Raw genomic sequence first — 20,651 nt, forward strand, 5'->3', positions numbered from 1 at the left:
CTCGTTCACGATATCGAAGCGCCAGACGCGACCTACGCATATTCCGTTGGCCCGGGCAACGAGGCTCTGCCATCGATCAGAAGCGATCGACGTCGATGACCGCCTGGGCGAAGGCCTGCGGCGCCTCCTGCGGCAGGTTGTGCCCAATGCCGCCGCCGATGGTGCGGTGCTCGTATCTGCCGGAGAACTTTCCGGCATAGGCGGAGGGCTCCGGATGCGGCGCGCCGTTGGCATCGCCCTCCATAGTGATCGTCGGCACCGAAATCATCGGCAAGGCGGCAAGCTTCTTCTCATAGGCGTCGTATTTCGCCTCGCCTTCGGCGAGCCCCAGGCGCCAGCGATAATTGTGAATGACGATGTCGACATGATCCGGATTTTCGAAGGCGGCGGCGGATCGGTCGAAGGTCGCATCGTCAAAATTCCACTTCGGCGAAGCCGTCTGCCAGATGAGCTTTGCGAAGTCATGAGTATTGCTCGCATAGCCCAGGCGGCCGCGCTCGGTGGCGAAATAGAACTGGTACCACCAGGCAAGTTCGGCCTTCGGCGGAAGCGGCTTCTCATTGGCTTCCTGGCTGCCGATCAGGTAGCCGCTGACCGATACCATGGCCTTGCAGCGCTCCGGCCAGAGCGCAGCCATGATGTTGGCGGTGCGCCCGCCCCAGTCGTAGCCGGCGATCACCGCCTTCTCGATCTTGAGCGCATCGAGCAGGGCGATCATATCGGCGGCAAGCGCCGAGGGCTGGCCGTTGCGCGCGGTCTTGTCATGCAGGAAGCGTGTCGTGCCGTAGCCGCGCAGATAAGGTATGATCACCCGGTAGCCGGCCGAGGCAAGCAGCGGCGCGACATCGACGAAACTATAGATGTCATAGGGCCAGCCGTGCAGCAGCAGCACCACAGGACCGTCCGCCTTTCCCACCTCGGCATAGCCGATATCGAGCACATCGGTCTTGATCTGCTTCAGCGCTTCGAAGGACGTATGGGTTCCCCGCTTTACATCAGGCAAGGCCGCAGCCGAAGCCGGCGCGGTCTGGGCAGCGGCCGCGCCGGCCACGCCGAATTCGACCGCCGCGAGGGCGATGGCTGTCATGCCGAAAAAGCGGCGGCGTTCATGGTTGATTTGCTCGGACATCGGTCTCTCCTGTCGAATGGATCACGGCGCTCAAAAGACGTTCGGCTTGTATCGCCCGTATGTCACAAGCCGCGGTTTTTGAATGCGAATGTAAGCTCCGCCCGCCGAGATACATTCTGATACAATTGCGCTGCATCAGGCCGGTCATTGCGGCGTGCCGCCGCCTCTGCGGATAAGGCCATTTGTATTCTTTTGTATCGCAGGCGCTCCAGCGCAGTAGTTCGGTACATTTTCCCGCCAAACCAGACACATCGGAGATACCTCCGCCCGGCTACATCGCGCCGTTGCTGGTTCAGGCCCATCGCCGTCCAGAGCCCGATCAATCGGTTTCAAAGGAAACGATGATGACACTTCTGATCATTGCCTATCTCGGAGGCGTGCTGACCATCCTCAGCCCGTGCATCTTGCCCATCCTCCCCTTCGTCTTCGCCCGCGCCGGCCAGCCCTTCGTCCGGAGCACGCTGCCGATGCTGGCCGGCATGGCCGCCACTTTCGCGCTCGTCGCCACGCTTGCCGCGGTCGGCGGCAGCTGGGCCATCCGCGCCAATGAATATGGCCGGCTCGCCGCGATCGTCCTGCTCGCCCTCTTCGGCGCCAGCCTGCTTTCCCCGCGCTTCGCAAGCACGCTTGCCCGGCCGATCGTCGATATCGGCAACAACCTCCTGAACGCCAGCGGCGGCGGGCGCACCGTCCCGACGGTCAGAAGCGCGCTCATTCTCGGCGTCGCCACCGGCCTGCTCTGGGCGCCCTGCGCCGGGCCGATCCTCGGCCTGGTCCTGACGGGCGCGGCGTTGCAGGGCGCCAACCTGCAGACCAGCTTCCTTTTGGTTGCCTATGCAGCCGGTGCGGCGACCTCCCTTGCCGTCGCCTTATCGGTCGGCGGAAAGATATTTGCCGCCATGAAGCGTTCGCTCGGCTTCGGCGATAGGATTCGCCAGGCACTCGGGGCCGCCGTGCTGGCGGGCGTCGCCGTCATCGCGCTCGGCCTCGATACCAGCCTGCTCGCCCGTCTCTCCTATGCCAGCACCGCGTCTCTGGAACAGGCCGTGCTCGACCGGCTGCATGCAAAGCCGCTCGCCGGCGCCTCCTCCGCGGTCGCAAGCAATGACGCCACGATCGCCGCGGCCGATGCGCAGAAGCCCTTCCGCAGCGATTTGCCGGTCGAGGGTTCTGCGCCCTCGCTCGACGGCGCGGTCGAATGGCTGAACTCCAAGCCTCTTACGACCGAAGAGCTGCGCGGCAAGGTCGTCCTCGTCGACTTCTGGACCTATTCCTGCATCAACTGCATCCGCACGATCCCCTATGTCAGGGCCTGGGCGGAAAAATACGCCGATCAGGGCCTCGTGGTGATCGGCGTCCACGCCCCGGAATTCGCCTTCGAAAAGAAGATCGACAACGTCAAGAGCGCAATCGACGACTTCAAGATCGGCTATCCCGTTGCCGTCGACAATGACTACAAGATCTGGCGCGCCTTCGAGAACAGCTACTGGCCTGCCGCCTATCTGATCGATGCCAAGGGCCAGATCCGCTACCATCACTTCGGCGAAGGCAACTACGGCAGAACGGAAAAGGCCATTCAGGACCTGCTGCGCGAAGCCGGCAGCGAAATGAAGGCAAGCGCGCCCGTCACGCCCGATGCCAAGGGCGTGGAAGCCGGTCCCGATCTCGGCAATATCCGCTCCGGCGAGACCTATCTCGGCTATGAGCAGGCGACGAATTTCTCCTCTCCCGAAGGGCTGCAGGCGAACGCCCCGCAGAACTATTCGATTGCCGAGCCAGGCCTCAACGGCTGGGGCCTGTCCGGAACCTGGACTGTCGGCAGGGACCAGGCGAGGCTCGACCAGGCAGGCGGCGGCATCACCTATCGCTTCAGCGCCCGTGACCTGCATCTCGTTCTCGGCCCCGGCGACGACGGCAGACCGGTCCGCTTCCAGGTGAAGATCGACGGCAAGGTTCCGGGTGCAGACCACGGCTCCGATATCGATGCCGACGGCAACGGCACGGTCGCGGCGACCAGGCTTTACCAGCTCGTCCGCCAGTCCGGCACCGTCACGGCCCGCAACTTCGAGATCCGCTTTCTCGATCCCGGCGTCCAGGCCTACGCCTTCACCTTCGGCTGAGCCCGTTCTCCATCCAGACCTTCAACATCGACCATAAGGAGTGCCCCCATGAACAAACATCTGACTTTCATCGCAGCTCTCGCCTTTGCCACCGCCGGAATCGCGTTCGCAGCCGAGGCCGCCGCGGTCAAGAACATCGTGATCGTCCACGGCGCGCTGGCCGACGGATCGGGATGGCGCAAGGCGACCGAGATTCTGGAAAAGCGCGGCTTCAACGTCACCATCGTCCAGGAACCCCTCACCTCGCTCGATGACGACGTGGCGGCGACGAAACGGGTTCTGGACCTCCAGGAAGGACCGACGCTGCTCGTCGGCCACAGCTATGGCGGCATGGTGATCACGCAGGCCGGCAACGATCCCCATGTCGCGGGCCTCGTCTATGTCGCCGCCTTCCAGCCCGACAAGGGCGAAAGCCTGCTGAGCCTCGCCAGCTCGAAGCCGGCCGGCAGCATGGACATCAAGGAAACGAAGGACGGTAAATATCTCTATCTCGACCCCGCCGCCTTCGCGGCGGCTTTCGCCGCCGACCTGCCCAAAGCCGAGACCGACTTCCTGGCAAAATCGCAGGTCTTCGCCTCGAAACAGGCCTTCGCGGCCAAGATCGCGGAGCCGGCATGGCGCACGAAACCAAGCTGGTCGATCGTCGCCACCGAGGATCGCTCCATCAACCCCGAGCTCGAACGCGACATGGCCAAACGCGCCGGCAGCGAAGTGACGGAGATCAAGTCCAGCCACGCCGTCTTCGCATCCCAACCGGAAAAAGTCGCCGACGTCATCGAAAAGGCGGCCAGAAAAGCCGGCGACTAGGAGCGGCAGGATGGGGGCGGCAGGTCTCGAAGCCCGCATGCAGTCCCCATCAACTTTTGTCCCCATCGAGTATTGGGACAGCCAGTCCAATCGCCCCTCTCCACGAATGGAGAGGGGCAACGTCATTTATTGCTTGGCGGCGACCGGGCGGACCAGCGGCGTGACGCGGCGGATGGTGACGCGGCGGTTTTCCTGTTCCGGGCCCGAGGTGTTGACCTTCAGGTAGCGCTCGCCATAGCCCTGCGTCGCCAGGTTTTCCGGTGCGATGCCGTAGACGTCGGAGAGCACGTTGGCGACCGATTCCGCCCGCTGGTCGGAGAGGACCAGGTTGCTCTGGTCGGAGCCGACCGCGTCCGTATGGCCTTCGATCAGGAAGGTCTCGCTCGGGTCCTTCTCCAGCACCTGGTTGATCGCGTCGGCGACCTTGCGCAGCGTGCGCGCCTGGGTCATCGGGATTTCGGCGCTGCCGGTGGCGAAGGTGATCGTATCGAGATCGATGCGGCGCACCTTGTCGCGGATACGGGCGGAATACTTCACCTCGTCAAGCGAATAGACACGCTCCACCTGCTCGACGGGCGGCTCGCTCAGGAACTCGTAGTAGTCCCGGTCCGGATCGCTGCTCGTATCGATGATATAATCGTTGAGCGGCACGCGAAGGCGCATCGGCGGCAGATCGGCGCCCGGATCCTCGAAGTAGTCGCGATCCGGATCCTCGTAGAGATCGGGCGAGTAGTAGAGCACATATTCACGCCCGCGGGCATCGACGCGCGACCGCTGGATGATGTCGCCGTAGCGGTTGCGGATCGTGACGATGCGATAGCCTTCCGGCCGCGTGATGGTCTCGCGGTAGCGATCGCCGGACAGTTCCTCGTAGATCGGCCGCTCGCCGTCGCGCAAGAACCGCCTGTCGTCGTCGCTGCGCACGATCACCTGATTGTTGTACTGGATGATCACGCGGCTGTCGTCGGTGCGGCCGTCGATGCGTGCGCCTTCGGGACGGGCAAATTGCGGCCGCGTGTCGAGCCTCGTGCCCTTCTCGCTGGTCACAGCCTCGAGCTTGATCGCCGGCGCCGCAGCGGCGGCAGCGGCCTGCGCATCGGCGTCCGAGGTCGGCAGCTTCACCTCCTGGCTTTCGGCGCGCAGCTTGTCGCGGTCACGGCGGCCCTCCCGCCCCTTGCTGCGGTCGGCATCCTTGTCGCTGTCGAGCACGGCCGCACCGTTCTCGACCGGCAGCACGACGGTTTCGCTGCTCTTGGCCGGATCTGCGGCGATCTTCTTGCGGCGCTCGAGTTCCTCGGGAGAAACCTTTTCCGGTGCCGGAATAGCCTGCTCCACCTGCTGTCCGCCGCTGGCATCCGGTGCCGGCTGGGCGGTGTCGGTGGCGGGTGCAGCCGGCTTTTCGCCGGCAGGCTGCTCGGCACTAGGCTGCTCGGCGGCGGGCTTTGCGGCCGTGCCGTCGGCGGGCACAGCTTCCGGGGCCGCCGCCTTGTCTTCGGTTGCCTTCTCCGCGGGTGCGGCAGCCTCGCCCTTCTTAGGCTTCTTCGCAGCAGGTGCTTCCGCCGTGGGTTTTACCTCCGGTTTGTCTTCCGGCTTGGTTTCAGGCGTGGCCTGTTCCTCGGCCGGCGTGACCGCCTCGGGAGCGGCAGTTTCGGTCTTCGCCTTGGCCTTATCTCGGCCCTTCTTGCCGCCTTCGGGTTTCGCCTCGGGCTGCGCCTGTTCCGTCTCCGGCTGGGCTTCCTTGGCGGCCGGCTGCTGCTCAGGCTCCGGCTGGGCCTCCGGCTCGGCCTGTTTCTTCGGCTTTCTCGGTTTTTCCTGCGTTACCGGCTGCTGCTCCTGCTGGGGCTCGGCTTCCGGCTTCGCCTCTGGCTGGGCTTCCTTCCTGGCTTTGCGCTCGGGCTTGCTTTCGGCCTGCGGTGCCGGCTCTTCCTTCGGCGCGGCTTCGGCCTTCGGCGGCTCCGGCTCTGCCTTGGGTTCCGGCGCTTCCTTACGCTCGGCCTTCGGCTTCTCGGCGGGCGCCTCCTTCGGCTGTTCCGCGGCCGGCGCCTGCTCAGCCGGAGCCTCCTCCTTCTGCTTGCGCTTCTTCTTCAAGAGCTCTTCCTCGGAAGGCGCGTCCTGCGCCACTTCGAAGCTGCCCTGTTCGATCTGCCGCACGGCCGCAGGCTCAGTCCCGACGCTGCGCGCGGCAGCCATCGCGGTGGCCGGCTGGAAGGCCAGCGTGAGGGAAAGCAGCGGGAAAGCTGCGCTCGCGAATAGATTTGACTTCTTGCCCATCGGGTTTCCTCGATCCTGTTTGAGCTTCCTGAAGGCCGACAGGCCCTGGTTCCGCCCCTAGCGTCGCATTGAGGCGAAACGGCGAAATGGCTAAGCGCCAAGCCGCCGATTTGTTCCGGTTCTAGGAAGCCGGGGATTAACCTCACGTGAATGTTGCAGTCTGCCGCCGTTCATCTCGCGCGCTGTCGGCATCGAAAATTGCCGGGGAATTTCTGTTGCATTTCCATGAAAAAAAGTCTGATTATCGCCGCAAGGCGGTGCCCCGGCACCGTTGAACAGCAGCCGTCAGCCAAGAGAAAAAAGCGCGACGGCTACCAACAGAGAGGATCCTCATGCAAATCTCCACCCGTATCATCGCGGCAGCCTCCATCGCGGCGATGTCCCTCTTTGCCGGCTCGGCCATGGCCGACGGCGAGAAGTATGTGATCGGCACCGATTCGACCTACCCGCCCTTCGAATTCGTCGATGCCAGCGGCACCATTCAGGGCTTCGACATCGATATCGCCAAGGCGCTCTGCGCCGAGATGAAGGCCGAATGCTCCTTCGTCAGCACCGACTGGGACGGCATCATCCCGGCGCTCAACGCCAAGAAGTTCGATATGATCGTCTCGTCCATGTCGATCACGCCCGAGCGCCTGAAGCTCGTCGACTTCTCCAACAAGTATTACAACACCCCGCCGGCGATTGCCGTGCCGAAGGATTCGACGATCACGGATGTCGGCGGCCTCAAGGGCAAGGTGATCGGCGCGCAGACTTCCACGACGCATGCCAACTACGCCGAGAAGCACCTCGCCGATACCGAGCTGAAGCTCTATCCGACGGCTGACGAATATAAGCTCGACGTTTCCAGCGGCCGCGTCGATGCCGTCATCGACGACGTCGTCGTGCTCTCCGAATGGGTCAAGTCCGACGCCGGTTCCTGCTGCAAGATCCTGTCGACCCTGCCGGTCGACAAGGAAATCAACGGCGAAGGCGCCGGCATCGCCATCCGCAAGGGCGATCCGCTGAAGGAAAAGCTCAATACGGCGATCGCTGCGATCCGCGCCAGCGGCGAGTACAAGAAGATCCAGGACAAGTACTTCGATTTCGACGTTTACGGCGATTGAGAAATTCGGTATCTGGCCGATCAAGCGAATGGCGGAAGGCTTGCTCTTCCGCCATTTTTGTTTGACAAAGGTGGCAAGATCAAAACGGCAAAAGCCGTGAGGGGAATACCGGCATGGGCGGATTGTTTTCCGCGCTTGGCTCCTTCTGGAGCTCACTTGTGCACATTTTCGATCCGCTATGCGGACCTGTCGGCATCTTCACCTGGTTGGGGCAGTCGACGATCCTCGCCTGTGGCGACACCGGCTGGGGCGATGAGATAGCGCTTGGTCTCCAGGTCACCGTATCGGTGGCGATTGTCACCCTGCCGATCGGCCTCGTCATCGGCTTCCTCGTGGCGCTCGGCCAGCAGTCGGAAGAAAAGCCGCTGCGGCTAGCCACCGGCATCTACACGACGATCTTCCGCGGCCTGCCGGAACTTCTGACGCTCTTCATCATCTATTACGGCATGCAGATGCTCATCCAGTCTCTTCTGGAGCTTGCCGGTTATGTCGGGCCGCCGATCGAAATCAATGCCTTCCTCGCCGGTGTCATCGCGCTGTCGGTCGTCTTTTCCGCCTATTGTTCGGAAGTGCTGCTGTCGGCCTTCCGCGCCATTCCCAAGGGCCAGTATGAAGCCGGAGACGCCCTCGGCCTGCATCGCGGCCGCACGCTGCGCCTCATCGTTCTCCCGCAGCTCATACGCATTGCGCTTCCCGGCCTGACGAATCTCTGGATGGTGCTTCTGAAAGACACCTCCTACGTCTCGATCATCAGCCTGGCGGATATCCTTCGCCAGACGAATGTCGCCGTGCGCGTGACCAAGGAACCCTTCTTCTTTTATGGCATCGCCTGCTGTCTCTATCTGGTGCTTGCCATCCTCTCCTCCTTCCTGCTCGCCTATGTCGACCGCTGGGCCAAACGTTCGGAGGTCCGCCGATGAGCTACGCCGAAACATTGATCCCGCCCCAGCCCGCGCCCCGCGAAGTGGCAAAGCCGATGACGGCGGCGCGCCTCGCCGGCTACATCTTCGTGGCGGTCTGGGCATCGTTTGCCGCGCTGCTGATCTTCACCGTCATCAATGGCTGGGATCTGGAGAAGTTCACTCGCTACGGGCCGCGTTATCTGCACGGTCTCTGGGTGACGCTGAGCCTCGTTGCCATTTCGGTCGTTTGCGGCGCCGTGCTGTCGCTGCCGCTTGCCATGGCGCGCCTGTCGAAGAACAGGCTGCTGAACTGGCTCTCCTACGGCTATATCTATTTCTTCCGCGGTACACCGCTCTTGGCCCAGCTCTTCCTGGTCTATTACGGCCTCGGCGTGTTCCGGCCGCAGCTGGAAGCCGTCGGCCTCTGGTGGTTCTTCCGCGACGCCTGGTATTGCGGCCTGCTCGCCATGACCATCAACACCGCGGCCTATCAGGCGGAAATCCTGCGCGGCGCGATCGAAAGCGTGCCGCACGGCCAGCGCGAGGCGGCCGCAGCCCTTGGCATCCACAAGGCCATTGCCTTCCGCAAGATCATCCTGCCACAGGCCTTCATCGTCGCGCTTCGCCCCTACGGCAACGAGATCATCCTGCTGATCAAGGGCTCGGCGGTCGTCGCCATCATCACCGTGCTCGATCTGATGGGCGAGACCCGCTACGCCTTCTCCCGCACCTTCGACTACCAGACCTATCTCTGGGCGGCGATCTTCTACCTCACGATCGTCGAGGCGCTGCGCCATCTCTGGGCGTGGATCGAGCGCCGTCTGACACGGCACCTGAAACGCTAAGAGGGCTGGCAGCACTCACCCTACGATGCTGCCAAGCCATTGAAACTAAAAAGAATATCCCCTCCCGAGTCCATCTGTTAAGCTTGCGTTAACTATTAGCATGTTTCCATTTCACCTAGCGCTAATAAAGCGCGAGTGGGAACGAGAAGAAGCTAAATACGATGCACAAGGACATGGAAAAGCAACTGCAGGGTTACGGTCTGACGACCGCCCAGATCCTCTACCACCTACCCGACCACCCGGCGATCCTGCAAACCTACGTCTGGCAGGATTACGACCTCGCCCCCGATTTTCCCGAGATGCGCGGTTTCCTGAAATTCTGGCAGGAAAAGCTCGACGGACCGCTGCATTCGGTACGCTACGTTCACCGCAAGCTGATCTCGGCAACCGAGTGGCGGGCGCTGAAAGGTGAGTTCATCCTGCACTGATGCGCCCGCATCAGACATGCGCTTCGCCGTGGCCGAATTCGCCTTCGTCGCGGTCCGGGCGCAGCGCGAAGACGAGGATGCCGAGGTAGAAGATGACGACGCCGATGATGACGGCAAGGCCGGGAACCGGCCCGAGCACCGCATTGTCGATGACATAGGTCCATGACTGCGCCTGCAGTGCGGGCATGCCCTCCGTCTGCAGCTTCGGCGTCGTGATCTTCAGACACCAGGCCAGAAACAGGATGAAATACATCCAGCCGTAATTGCGCTTGAGCCGGCGGTGCATGGCCTCATGATAGCTGAGCAGGAAACGCGGCTTGCGCAGGCTGCTGGCGACCACCGCCGCCCAATCGCCGCCGGCCGTGGCGTCGGGTGCCAGGATCTGCGCGAAATAGCTGCGCTCGATCTGGCGGATGCGGGCACGGTAGATATCGAAGAAGCGGTAGCGCCGCGCCTCGATCATCAGAAGCAGCGTCACCAGCATGATGCCGAACAACAGCACGCCGTGATGCGAGGTCGGCGTCGACAGCGATACCGAGAGCAACGCCGCCACGACGGTGATCGCCCAGTTGGACGTCCGGTCGATGCGGTCGCGCCAGCTCGTCATCCGCCCGAGTTCACCGCGGTAATAATGGCTGAGCGTATTGGTGATCTCGCCCGGCGTACCGGGCAAAAGCAAGGGGCGGGAACCCTCTCCCTCCCATGCAGATGGCGTTCTGTCTTCCTCCACTTTCATGGCATTTCTCCCTTCGTCTTCTTTTCAGCCATTCTGCGCCCGTCGCCGCGCCATTGCAAAACATCGAAAGCCGTCTTAGAGCCATGCCTGAAACAGAAGGACATGGACCGCTATGGCAAAGAAGATCGACGAAGAAGCCCTTGGCGAGGCCTATAATCGCGCGCTGGCATTGGAAAAGGCCGGCGACGTCGACGCGGCGGTGGCAGCCTATGAGGAAGTCCTGGCGATCGATCCCGACGATCATGGCGGTGCCGCCGTGCGCATCGCCGCGATGGGCCGCGGCGAAACCCCGGTCAAGGCGCCCGATGCCTATGTCGAGACCCTGTTCGATCAGCATGCCGAAGTCTTCGAGGACGTGCTCGTCGAGCAGCTCGGCTATCACGTGCCGATGCTGGTGCGCCAGCGCCTGCAGGCGCTGAAGCTCGGACCGTTCAAACGGCTGCTCGATCTCGGCTGCGGCACGGGCCTCACCGGCGGCGTGCTGCGCGACCTCTGCGAGGACATGACCGGCATCGATATTTCCGAGAAGATGGTCGAGATCGCGCACGAGAAGGATCTCTACGAGACGCTCTTCGTCGCCGAAGTCGAGGATTTTCTCGACGACAACGACGAGGAAGCCTTTGACATCATCACCGCCACGGACGTGCTGCCTTATCTCGGCGCGCTCGAACCGCTGTTCTTCGGCGCCGCCGAAAACCTGGCGCCCGGCGGCCTGTTCATCTTCTCCTCCGAAACCCTGTCCGAGGAGATCCTCGCCGGCCGCGCCTACATGGTCGGCCCGCATCAGCGCTTCGCCCATGCCGATGCCTATGTGAGGGAACGCCTGACCGCCACCGGTTTCGAACTCGTCGAGATTTCGGATATCAACGTGCGCATGGAAGACGGCCATCCGACGCCCGGCCATCTGGTGATTGCCCGATACATAGGCTGATAGAATAGTTTCCCGATCGGCAAAGTATTTGTTGCGCGACACACCTTGATCTGATACTTAGTCGATCAGCAAAGTTTTTCGATCAACAGGAAAGGCCGCCGCATGTCGCTCGTGCTCTATGGGCATCCGCTCGCCTCCTTCTGCCACAAGGTGCTGATCGCGCTCTATGAGAACGCGACGCCCTTCGAAAATCGTCTCGTCGATCTTTCCGACGAGGCTTCGCGCGCCGATCTCTTCCGCTTCTGGCCGCTTGGCAAAATGCCGTTGCTCAGGGATGAAGCGCGTGACAGCACCATTCCCGAAACGTCGATCATCATCGAATATCTCGACCATTATTATCCCGGCGCCGTTTCCCTGCTGCCGCTGGAAATCGACCGGGCGCTGCAGGTCCGCCTCTGGGATCGCTTCTTCGACAATTATGTCCAGGTGCCGATGCAGACCATTGTCAGCCATCACAGGCGTCCCAAGGGCAAGGCTGATGAAATCGAGGTCGCCGCCTGCAGGACGACGCTTGCCACGGCCTATGCGATGATCGAAAAGCAGCTCGGCGAAAGCCCATGGATAACGGGCGAAGCCTTCACCATGGCCGATTGCGCCGCGGCCCCCGCCCTCTTCTACGCCGAGACGCTGGTCCCGTTCTTGGAGGATCAGCCGAAGCTTCGCGCCTATTACGATAGGCTGCTGGACCGCCCGTCCTTTGCGAGGGCACTGGAAGAGGCCCGCCCCTATTTCAAGTTCTATCCCTATCAGGAGAGGCTGCCCGCCCGCTTCCGGGATGCCGCGGGATGATCGACGGCCAGGCGGATCTCGACCGCATGTTCCACGCGCTTTCCGACCGCAGCCGTCGCGGCATGATCGATCGGCTCGGCCGCGGTCCGGCCTCCGTCACGGAGCTCGCCGCGCCGCTCGCCGTCGCCCTGCCGACGGTGATGAAACATCTGCAGGTGCTGGAAGAAAGCGGTCTCGTGCTTTCTGAAAAATCCGGCCGGGTGCGGACCTACCGTCTCCAGCAGGATGCGCTTGCCGCCGTCGAGCGCTGGGTGGAACAGCGAAGGACTCGCTGGAACGCCGCCTTCGACAGGCTGGACCAATTTCTCGCCGATGAAACGGAGACCCTTCCCGAATGACGACCCGCTCCGCCGAACACACCACCTTCGTCATCGAGCGCCGCCTGAAGGCGCCCGTCGCCCGCGTCTTCCGCGCATGGTCGATGCCGGAATCCAAGCGTCAATGGTTCGCCTGCCACGGCGACTGGACGCCGCTGGAATACACGCTCGATTTCAGACCGGGCGGCGCGGAAAGAAACCACGTCGCCGACACCGATGGGCTTCTGCACGCCTATGACGCCCATTACATCGATATCGTGCCGGATACCCGCATCATCTATGCCTATGAGATGAAGCTTGGGGAAACCCGCATTTCTGCCTCGCTCGCCACCGTCGCTTTCGAAGCCCAAGCCGAAGGCACCAGGATGGTCTTCACCGAGCAGGTGGTCTTCCTCGACGGCTACGCCGACAACGGCGCCCGCCTCCAGGGCACGGAGATCGGCCTCGACAATCTCGAAATCTTTCTCGAGCGCGAGACGAGCCCGATCCACTAAAGCACGTCGCGATCTTTCAGATTCGCTCGCCGTGCTTTAGGTCTTTGCTTTTACGCGTGTCGTAATCGCAAACCGCGCACACTTTTGCGCGACACGCTTTAGACCGACAATCTCAGCCGCTTGCTTTCTTCCGCGCGCTGCCAGCCTTCGCTGACATGTTCAGTGTCGCGGCGGCGCGAATAAGCGCCTTCAACGCATCCTCTTTGATCTCGTCGCCCTCATGAAAATCGATGGCGCGCCGGGTATTGCCTTCCAAGCTGGAATTGAAAAGCCCTGCGGGGTCCTCCAGCGCAGCACCTTTGGCGAAAGTGAGCTTTACCACGCTCTTGTAGGTTTCGCCGGTGCAGATGATGCCGCCGCGCTCCCACACAGGAACCCCTCGCCACTTCCATTCCTCGACCACCTCTGGCTCGGCCTGCTTGACGAGCGCCCGAACCCGGGCGAGCACTTCACCGCGCCAATCCTTGAGTTCGTCGATCCTCGCATCGATCAGTTGGGAGGGCGTAGCTCCCCCATTTTTGTCGCCGGACTCGGTCTTCACCACGGTTGCCATCGCTTTCCTCATCTTATCGCTTCCCGTCATTCGCCATCGAGAGCTCACATCCGCTCGCCGGGCAAGCGGCTCGCCTGCTCCACCCAGGAGGCGATCTGCGCCTCGTCGAACGGATCGTCCTCGCGGATATCGAGGTATCGCACCTCCTTCTGCTTGGACGCTCCTGGCGGCAGAGGATCCAGCGATGCGCCCTTGAAGAAGGCCACCTTGATGTATTTCGTGAAGCAATGGATGCCGAGGAACCAGCCCTCGCCGTCCATGCCATAGAAGGGCGAGTTCCATTTGACCGCCTTGGAGACGCCGGGCACGGTACGGGTGATAAGTGCATCGAGGCGGCGTCCGATATCGCTTTTCCAGCCCGGCATGGCGGCGATATAGGCCTGCACGGGCGCTTCGCCATAGCCCTTGGGGATCTGCGGGTTTCCGCCGGAAAGAAGCCTTGGCTGCGCGGCCGCCTGTTTGGCGACCGTCTCTTTCGCGACCTTCTCCGCGGTCTTCGGCACTCTGCCCGCCATAGCGTTTCCTCCTATCCGCCAGTGCGTCCCATGCTAAGCCGCTTCGCGGCATAGGGCAGCACGAACAAATAAAGACCAGTAACGAGAAGCAGGCCAAGCGGCAGCAGCGCCAGGACTCCAACCCAGACGGCCGATCTCTCCTGCAGCATGGCGATGATATTGATGATGACGGCCAGCGTAAAGGCAATGGACAGCCAGCGGTGGACCTGCCGAAACCAGTTGTTCCAGTTCAACGAAACCTCCTCCTCAAAAATCAGCCGGCGTGCCTCCTGCCGGCTAAGGTCTACTCCACCCGCGCCAGCACCTGTTCCAGCTTGTCGAAGAACTGCGGCCAGCCGCTCCTGGCGCCGCCATAAGCCTGCCGCTGATCCTGCCGGAAGCCCGCTTGCTCCATGCGCAGATGCGTGCCTGCGCTCGTCGGCGTGAGCGTCCAGGTAACGATGGTTTCGAGCCCGTAAGCGCCCCATGTATATGCCAGCGTCGTGTTCGGCTCGACCTCCAGCACCCGGCAATCGACAGACCCCCATTCGGCGTTGAAGTTGAAGCGATGGTCAACGACCGGCTTGAAGTCGCTCTTCATCAGCCACTCCGCGATCAGATGCGGTTGGGTCAGCGCCCGCCAGATCTTTTCGGCCGGGAACGGAACCTCCCTTTCGATGACGACGGAGCGGGTTTCAGTCGAGATATCGGTCATTGATCCATCCTCTTCAGCAAATCTTCGAGAGCATCGAAACGGCTTTGCCAGAAGCTCGCCATTTCGCTGGTCCAGTCGACCAGCGGCGCCAGCGCCCCGAGCTGCGCGCTATAGTGCGTCTGCCGGCCCTCATGCCGATCGCGCACCAGCCCGGCCTGCTTCAGGATTCCGAGATGCTTCGAAACGACAGGCTGTGAAACCCCGGCGCGCGCCGTCAATGCCCCTACCGTCTTCTCCCCTTCCCGGCACAACCGCTCAAAAAGCGCCCGCCGGGTCGGATCGGCAAGTGTTCTGAACAGCACGTCATGAGCATCCGACATCTGGAATTCATACCTCTTCAGCTATGAATAGACGCATACCCACGGAGCTATGAATGAGTCAAGCACCAAACCGCAAAGCCTGCTTGCAAGCGGATGCTACGATCCGGAATGTGCGGGACAGGCATAGCTCGTCGGCTATGTGGATGAGATTTATCGTACCATGCCATGACAACAAAACGCCGAAAGCCGCAGGCGGCTTCCGGCTATGTCAGGCTCTGCAGTTTCGTTCGATTTCAGGAACCGGAGACGACTTTCAGATTGCCGCCATGGCTGCCGCCGGCAAAGACCTGCTTGCGGCCGAATTCGTTGTTGAAGGCTAGGCGCTGCTGGGCGCGGGTGATGCCGAGTTCGGGAAACAGCAGTTCGGCGACGCGATAGGCTTCTTCGAGATGCGGGTAGCCGGAGCCGATCACCGTATCGATGCCGATCTTCTGATATTCGGCAAGGCGCGCGGCCACCGTCTTCGGCGAGCCGACCAGCGCCGTGCCGGCACCGGCGCGCACCAGGCCAACGCCCGCCCAGAGGTTCGGCGACACCTCGAGTTTGTCGCGGCGGCCGCCGTGAAGGGCGGCCATGCGCTTCTGGCCGACCGAGTCGGATTCATGGACGAAACGCTCCTGCGCCTCGCGGATCGTGTCGTCGTCCAGATGACGGATCAGCCGCTCGGCCGCCTCCCACGCCTCCTCGTCGGTTTCGCGAACGATGAAATGCAGGCGGATGCCGAACGTCACCTCGCGGCCGCGCTCGGCGGCGGCCTTGCGTACCTTGGCGACCTTCTCGGCCACCTGCGCCGGCGGTTCGCCCCAGGTCAGGTACTTGTCGACCCGGCCCGCGGAGAAATCGATGCCGGCATCCGACGAGCCGCCGAAATAGAGCGGCGGGCGCGGATTCTGCACCGAGGGAAAGCCAAGGCGCGCATTGGTCGCCTTGATATATTTGCCGTCGAAACTTGCAGTTCCCTTGTCCAGCAACTCCTCGAACACGGTGAAGAACTCCTCCGCATGGGCATAACGCTCGTCATGCTCGAGATGGATGCCGTCGCCGGCAAGCTCGGCCGGGCTGCCGCCGACAACGATATTGAGCAGCAGGCGGCCGTTGGAAATCCGGTCGAGCGTCGTGGCAAGGCGTGCGTAATAGGCAGGCGATGCGGTGCCCGGACGGATCGCGACCAGGAACTGCAGCTTCTCGGTCTTGGCGGCAAGGGCCGCGGCCGTCACGAAGGATTCCTCGCACGCAACCCCGGTCGGCAGCAGCACGCCAGAATAACCAAGCCGATCGACGGCCTGGGCGATCTGGGTGAGATAGCCGATCTCCGGCGCCCGGTTGAGATCCGAGGAGCCGAGATAGGTGCCGTCTCCCGATGTCGGGATGAACCAGAGGAAATTGATGGGATCGGAGGTGGCGGTCATGGAAAACGGTCCTTTGCTGCGAAATTCGAGGATCAGTGCGCGCGATAAGCCGGCTCTCGGCGACCAAAATGCGGCAAGAGATGCCCACACGCCGCCGGCTCGGTTGCGGCGTGGAGAATGTCTGATCCCTGTCTGCGCGTGAGCATCTGAAAATATCCTGTCGGTCGACGGCAGCTGCGAGGTTCATCCAGAGCCTGCCTCCGATCGCTGAAATACTGACATAGACTACAGATTATATCGATAATATCAATTTGCCATTCTCATACGCTTGGCGGAATAATTTTTCCCGTTTGATCTCATGAGGGATCGCCGCATGCCGCTGCGCGCAACTGAGCCCGGAATCGCCAGCGAACAGAGCTCGCGACCTGCTGCTACTTCTCCCGGCATTCGGCGGCCAACTGCTCCCGAATGAAATCGGGACCGCCTGCCAGCCGTTTCGCCAGCAGGCTCGCCGGATCGACCATGCGCCAATAAGGCGTCACCGTCGAAGCCGGTTCGCCCTTCTCCAGCGCGCCGAAAGAGAATTCTGCAATCGCACGCAAATGCCGCTGCACCGTCACCGGGCAGCAGGCGTCCGCTCCATATTTGGTCGCGAGTTGACGGCGGAGAACGCCGGCTTCGGTGAAGACACCTTCAGGCGCTGATCGGATCTGCGCTGCGACCATCTGCTCGGATGGAATAAGCATGGATTGCATGCCGCTGCGGCCTTTGCGCCGTGGCTTGATCGTCGGAATTTCGCTCATCTCCCCCTCGGAACCAACCATGCTCTTGTCCCATCTAGGGCTCGGTCGAATGCTGACCAGCCTCACAGGCGTCAATCGGAAGGAAGTCCGTGTTCCCGCCTTTTCTGCTTCCGCCGTTTCGGTTAATCCTCAGGTCCTCACACTCAGGATAAGGATAGGACATATGGCAAAAGTCGCGTTCATCGGTCTCGGCGTCATGGGCTTCCCCATGGCAGGGCATCTGAAGACGAAGGGCGGCCACGATGTCACCGTCTATAATCGCACGGCCGAGAAAGCCGCCGCCTGGGCCGAAAAATTCTCCGGCAAGGCAGCCTCCACCCCGGCCGAGGCCGCCGCCGGCGCCGATTTCGTCTTCGTCTGCGTCGGCAATGACGACGATCTCCGCTCGGTGACATCAGGCGAAAATGGCGCCCTGCACGGCATGAAGCCCGGTTCGGTGCTGATCGATAACACAACCGCCAGCGCCGAGGTCGCCCGCGAACTTTACGCCGCCGCCAAGGAAAAAAGCGTCGATTTCATTGACGCTCCGGTTTCCGGCGGCCAAGCTGGCGCAGAAAACGGCGTCTTGACCGTCATGTGCGGCGGCGACGAAGCCGTCTTTGAACGCGCCCGGCCGGTGATCGATGCCTATGCCCGCATGGTCGGCCTGATGGGCCTGGCCGGTTCCGGCCAGCTGACCAAGATGGTCAACCAGATCTGCATCGCCGGCCTCGTTCAGGGGCTTTCCGAAGGGCTGCATTTCGGCAAGCGCGCCGGCCTCGATATCGAAAAGGTCGTCGAGGTGATCTCCAAGGGTGCGGCCGGCTCCTGGCAGATGGAAAACCGCCACAAGACCATGAATGCGGGCAAATATGATTTCGGCTTCGCGGTCGACTGGATGCGGAAAGATCTCGGCATCGTGCTGACCGAAGCCCGCAGCAACGGCGCCAAGCTGCCGGTCACGGCTCTCGTCGACCAGTTCTACGGCGATGTTCAGGCGATGGGCGGCAATCGCTGGGACACGTCATCGCTGCTCGCCCGTCTCGAGAAATGATCGGCCCCTCCTCCAGTGCAGCCGAGTTGATCGCGCATCTCGAAACGCTGCGCTCGGAGGAGAATGTCGCCGCCATGGCGCGTTTCGGTATCGTTACCGACCGCGCCCTCGGCATCTCCAATCCCGACCTCCGGGCGGTCGCCAGGCAGGCAAAGAAAGATCATCTCAGGGCGATGGAGCTCTGGCGAAGCGACATCCGCGAAGCCCGTCTGCTCGCTCTCTACACCTCAGAGCCCAGGCGCCTGACGGCGGCAGAAGCCAGGCATTGGGCCGATGATTTCAATTCCTGGGAGATCGTCGATTGTGCCGCCGACCTCTTCGTCGAGGCCCGGCTGGACGAGCTCATCTGGCTATTCGCCGCCGACGAGCGCCAATTCGTGCGCCGCACTGCCTTCGCGATGATCGCCGGCGCTGCCGTCCACCGGAAGAAGGAGTCAGATGCTGCCGTCCTCGGCTTTATGCCGCTGATCGAAGCCCATTCGGACGACGCCCGCAACTTCGTCCGCAAGGCCGTCAACTGGGCGCTGCGCAGCATCGGCAAGCGCAATCTCGCCTGCCACGCGCCGGCACTGGCGCTCGCGAAGCTCCTGGCGGAAAATCCTGATCAAACTGCCCGCTGGATCGGCAAGGATGCCGTCAGGGAGCTCGGCGACGAAAAGCTGCTGGCGCGGCTGAGATAAAGCGTGTCGCGCAAAACTGTGCGCGGTTTGCGATAACGACACACGTAAAAACAAAGACCTGAAGCACGGCGAGCGAATCTGAAAGATCGCGACACACTCTAGGGCCAATGCCGAGGCCTCCCCACCTCTTCTTCAATGAGGCCTGGATTTTTCGACGAGGAAATCGATCAGCACCCCGCCGGCGGCATGCCCTTGGCCGTGGTGAAGACGATGTAGAACTCGCTCTCCTCCGATTGCCACTCGGGCAGCACCCGCACCAGTTTGCCGGCTTGAAGGTCGTTCTCGCAGGCGCTTTCGAGCAAAAGCCCGAAGCCGAGGCCGGCGCGGGCCGCGTCGAGGATGGCGGTCATGCTGCGGCAGGTGAGTCGCGGCTGATGCCGAATCACCTGTTTGGCGCCATTCGGGCCAATCAGTTCCCAAGTGTGGAACGATACCCATGACGTCATCGCCAGGGTCGGCAGATCGGCGAGCTCTTCCACGTCGCTTATGCCGCCGACGCGCTCGATCAGCGAGGGGCTTGCAACGAGGATGCGCCGCGCCTTATCCCCGGGAAAAGCTGTCATCACATTGTCGGCATTGAATTTTCTTTTGGCGACCTGTTGCGGCAAAGCCAGCAGATAGCGATTGGCACGCCGCTCGGCAGCCTCCTCCGGCACAGTGACGCTATCGCTTCGAAATTAGAAAGAGGCGGGTCTTGAGGGCAAGGATGATGCCGACGTGCGATACGCCACGTGCCGGTTCGGCTCATCTGCAAAGGCTCTGTTGAAGGATGCCTTGAAAACCGTAGGGGAAAAACGCTGCAAGGACGGTCCGGCAGGGAAGACCGGACCCGTCCCCGTAGCTGATCGGAGGTCACTCGGATCAGAAACTGATTTGAAATGCTCCCGGCGAAAACCGGGAGCATCAGTAGGCAGATTAGAACGAACGCTGCAGGCGGAAGTAGCCCGTCGTGGAGTCGTCGCCATCATCCGGATCGAGGTACTGAACCGAAGCCTTGGCGTAGAAGTTGTCGACGATCTGATAGTCAACCGTCAGACCGACCTTCCAGGCATCGCCGAGACCGTCGAAGTCATCCGGAACGACCTTGTCGCCGCCGAAGTAGTTGCCGTAGTACTGAACAGCCGGGGTGATCTTCAGCTTGTCAGTTGCCTTGATGGCGTATTCGGCAGCAACAGCCCATTCAGCCGACGAGTAGTAGGAGTTCGGGCCGGAGGAGTAAACGCCAGCGAGGCCGAGCGTGCCGGGGCCGATTTCAACCGTACCCATTGCACGGATAGCGCCGTCTTCGTTGTCGAAGTCCCAGCCACCGGTGATCTGGTAGCTGAATGCGCCGGCAGTGCCGCCAACGCCGAAGGCAACGCCAACGTTGTTAGCTTCTTCGCCGACCTTGTAAACGCCGTCTTCCAGTTCGTCGACGCTGAGGCCAGCGTAGAAGTCGCCGCTTTCGTACTGATAGCGGATGGAGTTGTGCAGCGTTACGACAGAACCGATGTCGTCGGTTTCACCGGAGAGACCATCGTCCCACCAGCTGTAGAACAGACCGGCGCGGAAGCCCGCGACGTCGAGGTAAGCGGAGTCGAGGATGGCTTCCTGGTCGGAGGCATTGTCAGCGTTGAACTGCATGACGATGACGCCGGTCAGCGGACCGTACTCGGTGTCGCTCTTGGCCGTGAACTGAACCTGACCGCGGGTCACTGCGTCCCAGTCGGAGTCGCCGCCGACGTCTTCGCCAACGTTAACCTGGAAACGGATGTAGCCTTCGATCTTGAGGCAGGTTTCGGTGCCCGGGATATAGAAGTAGCCGGTGCCGTAAGCGTCGCAGACGCGAA

At 62.2% G+C, this 20,651-nt stretch carries 23 protein-coding genes and 1 pseudogene; 12 read left to right on the top strand and 12 right to left on the bottom strand.

Going from position 1 to position 20,651, the window contains the following annotated elements; all coding sequences use genetic code 11:
- Window positions 1-76: 76 nt before the first annotated feature.
- Window positions 77-1,129 carry an alpha/beta hydrolase gene (locus tag CO670_RS24975; protein WP_097592715.1) on the bottom strand — a complete coding sequence of 351 codons (1,053 nt, stop codon included), beginning with the start codon at window positions 1,127-1,129 and terminating at the stop codon, window positions 77-79.
- 344 nt (window positions 1,130-1,473) lie between these two features.
- Here CO670_RS24975 and CO670_RS24980 point away from each other — a divergent pair, with 344 nt between their 5' ends.
- Window positions 1,474-3,249: a cytochrome c biogenesis protein DipZ gene (locus tag CO670_RS24980; RefSeq protein WP_097592716.1), complete on the top strand. Its 1,776-nt coding sequence runs from the start codon at window positions 1,474-1,476 to the stop codon at window positions 3,247-3,249.
- A 48-nt stretch (window positions 3,250-3,297) separates the two neighbouring features.
- The gene (locus CO670_RS24985; protein WP_097592717.1) at window positions 3,298-4,056 is read left to right on the top strand and encodes an alpha/beta hydrolase; all 759 of its coding nucleotides are present in this window, start codon (window positions 3,298-3,300) and stop codon (window positions 4,054-4,056) included.
- Between the two features lie 126 nt (window positions 4,057-4,182).
- On the opposite strand, the gene CO670_RS24990 is transcribed toward CO670_RS24985, so the two are convergent.
- Window positions 4,183-6,327 (bottom strand): OmpA family protein, encoded by a 2,145-nt coding sequence (locus CO670_RS24990; RefSeq protein WP_097592718.1) that lies wholly within the window; start codon window positions 6,325-6,327, stop codon window positions 4,183-4,185.
- A gap of 332 nt (window positions 6,328-6,659) precedes the next feature.
- Here CO670_RS24990 and CO670_RS24995 point away from each other — a divergent pair, with 332 nt between their 5' ends.
- The 4 genes from CO670_RS24995 (at window position 6,660) to CO670_RS25010 (ending at window position 9,608) form a co-directional block, all read left to right on the top strand.
- A complete protein-coding gene (locus tag CO670_RS24995; protein WP_097592719.1) occupies window positions 6,660-7,433 on the top strand; it encodes a transporter substrate-binding domain-containing protein in 774 nt (257 codons plus the stop codon).
- 113 nt (window positions 7,434-7,546) lie between these two features.
- The gene (locus tag CO670_RS25000) at window positions 7,547-8,353 is read left to right on the top strand and encodes an ABC transporter permease (protein ID WP_097592720.1); all 807 of its coding nucleotides are present in this window, start codon (window positions 7,547-7,549) and stop codon (window positions 8,351-8,353) included.
- Window positions 8,350-9,180: an ABC transporter permease gene (locus tag CO670_RS25005; protein ID WP_097592721.1), complete on the top strand. Its 831-nt coding sequence runs from the start codon at window positions 8,350-8,352 to the stop codon at window positions 9,178-9,180. Before CO670_RS25000 ends, CO670_RS25005 begins: the two co-directional genes overlap by 4 nt.
- A gap of 161 nt (window positions 9,181-9,341) precedes the next feature.
- Window positions 9,342-9,608: an usg protein gene (locus CO670_RS25010; protein ID WP_088681100.1), complete on the top strand. Its 267-nt coding sequence runs from the start codon at window positions 9,342-9,344 to the stop codon at window positions 9,606-9,608.
- A gap of 10 nt (window positions 9,609-9,618) precedes the next feature.
- On the opposite strand, the gene CO670_RS25015 is transcribed toward CO670_RS25010, so the two are convergent.
- Window positions 9,619-10,344, bottom strand: a complete 726-nt coding sequence (locus CO670_RS25015) for a DUF2270 domain-containing protein (RefSeq protein ID WP_097592722.1) — start codon at window positions 10,342-10,344, stop codon at window positions 9,619-9,621.
- Between the two features lie 112 nt (window positions 10,345-10,456).
- Here CO670_RS25015 and CO670_RS25020 point away from each other — a divergent pair, with 112 nt between their 5' ends.
- From CO670_RS25020 to CO670_RS25035, 4 genes are all read left to right on the top strand, one after another.
- Window positions 10,457-11,275: a methyltransferase domain-containing protein gene (locus CO670_RS25020; protein WP_097592723.1), complete on the top strand. Its 819-nt coding sequence runs from the start codon at window positions 10,457-10,459 to the stop codon at window positions 11,273-11,275.
- A 102-nt stretch (window positions 11,276-11,377) separates the two neighbouring features.
- Window positions 11,378-12,064, top strand: coding sequence for a glutathione S-transferase family protein (locus CO670_RS25025; protein ID WP_097592724.1), 687 nt, complete (start codon window positions 11,378-11,380; stop codon window positions 12,062-12,064).
- The gene (locus CO670_RS25030; RefSeq protein ID WP_097592725.1) at window positions 12,061-12,402 is read left to right on the top strand and encodes a metalloregulator ArsR/SmtB family transcription factor; all 342 of its coding nucleotides are present in this window, start codon (window positions 12,061-12,063) and stop codon (window positions 12,400-12,402) included. The genes CO670_RS25025 and CO670_RS25030 overlap by 4 nt, the downstream gene beginning before the upstream one ends.
- Complete coding sequence (locus CO670_RS25035; RefSeq protein WP_097592726.1) at window positions 12,399-12,875, top strand: SRPBCC family protein; 477 nt, start codon at window positions 12,399-12,401, stop codon at window positions 12,873-12,875. The genes CO670_RS25030 and CO670_RS25035 overlap by 4 nt, the downstream gene beginning before the upstream one ends.
- Window positions 12,876-12,987: 112 nt before the next feature.
- On the opposite strand, the gene CO670_RS25040 is transcribed toward CO670_RS25035, so the two are convergent.
- The 7 genes from CO670_RS25040 to CO670_RS25070 form a co-directional block, all read right to left on the bottom strand.
- Window positions 12,988-13,440, bottom strand: a complete 453-nt coding sequence (locus tag CO670_RS25040; protein ID WP_097592727.1) for a DUF1801 domain-containing protein — start codon at window positions 13,438-13,440, stop codon at window positions 12,988-12,990.
- Window positions 13,441-13,472: 32 nt separating this feature from the next.
- Complete coding sequence (locus CO670_RS25045) at window positions 13,473-13,943, bottom strand: DUF1801 domain-containing protein (RefSeq protein ID WP_097592728.1); 471 nt, start codon at window positions 13,941-13,943, stop codon at window positions 13,473-13,475.
- Between the two features lie 11 nt (window positions 13,944-13,954).
- Window positions 13,955-14,176: a hypothetical protein gene (locus CO670_RS25050; protein WP_097592729.1), complete on the bottom strand. Its 222-nt coding sequence runs from the start codon at window positions 14,174-14,176 to the stop codon at window positions 13,955-13,957.
- A gap of 50 nt (window positions 14,177-14,226) precedes the next feature.
- Window positions 14,227-14,637: an SRPBCC domain-containing protein gene (locus tag CO670_RS25055; RefSeq protein ID WP_097592730.1), complete on the bottom strand. Its 411-nt coding sequence runs from the start codon at window positions 14,635-14,637 to the stop codon at window positions 14,227-14,229.
- The gene (locus CO670_RS25060; protein WP_088689640.1) at window positions 14,634-14,957 is read right to left on the bottom strand and encodes a metalloregulator ArsR/SmtB family transcription factor; all 324 of its coding nucleotides are present in this window, start codon (window positions 14,955-14,957) and stop codon (window positions 14,634-14,636) included. The genes CO670_RS25055 and CO670_RS25060 overlap by 4 nt, the downstream gene beginning before the upstream one ends.
- A 233-nt stretch (window positions 14,958-15,190) precedes the next feature.
- A complete protein-coding gene (gene ssuD, locus CO670_RS25065) occupies window positions 15,191-16,366 on the bottom strand; it encodes an FMNH2-dependent alkanesulfonate monooxygenase (RefSeq protein WP_097592731.1) in 1,176 nt (391 codons plus the stop codon).
- 371 nt (window positions 16,367-16,737) lie between these two features.
- Window positions 16,738-17,109 carry a hypothetical protein gene (locus CO670_RS25070; RefSeq protein WP_097592732.1) on the bottom strand — a complete coding sequence of 124 codons (372 nt, stop codon included), beginning with the start codon at window positions 17,107-17,109 and terminating at the stop codon, window positions 16,738-16,740.
- 163 nt (window positions 17,110-17,272) lie between these two features.
- On the opposite strand from CO670_RS25070, the gene CO670_RS25075 reads away from it, so the two are divergent.
- Both CO670_RS25075 and CO670_RS25080 read left to right on the top strand, forming a co-directional pair.
- The gene (locus tag CO670_RS25075; RefSeq protein WP_097592733.1) at window positions 17,273-18,142 is read left to right on the top strand and encodes an NAD(P)-dependent oxidoreductase; all 870 of its coding nucleotides are present in this window, start codon (window positions 17,273-17,275) and stop codon (window positions 18,140-18,142) included.
- Entirely contained in the window at window positions 18,139-18,822 is a 684-nt protein-coding gene (locus CO670_RS25080) for a DNA alkylation repair protein (protein ID WP_097592734.1), read from the top strand. Before CO670_RS25075 ends, CO670_RS25080 begins: the two co-directional genes overlap by 4 nt.
- Before the next feature lie 132 nt (window positions 18,823-18,954).
- Here the strand turns inward: CO670_RS25080 and CO670_RS25085 are convergent.
- Window positions 18,955-19,367 (bottom strand): annotated as a pseudogene (locus CO670_RS25085) (LysR substrate-binding domain-containing protein); the annotation flags it as partial.
- 370 nt (window positions 19,368-19,737) lie between these two features.
- Window positions 19,738-20,651: porin (locus CO670_RS25090; RefSeq protein WP_097592735.1), on the bottom strand; the 914-nt coding region annotated here is incomplete at its 5' end.

Source organism: Rhizobium sp. J15, from assembly GCF_002531825.1.
In the GTDB taxonomy this organism is placed as follows: Bacteria; Pseudomonadota; Alphaproteobacteria; order Rhizobiales; family Rhizobiaceae; genus Rhizobium.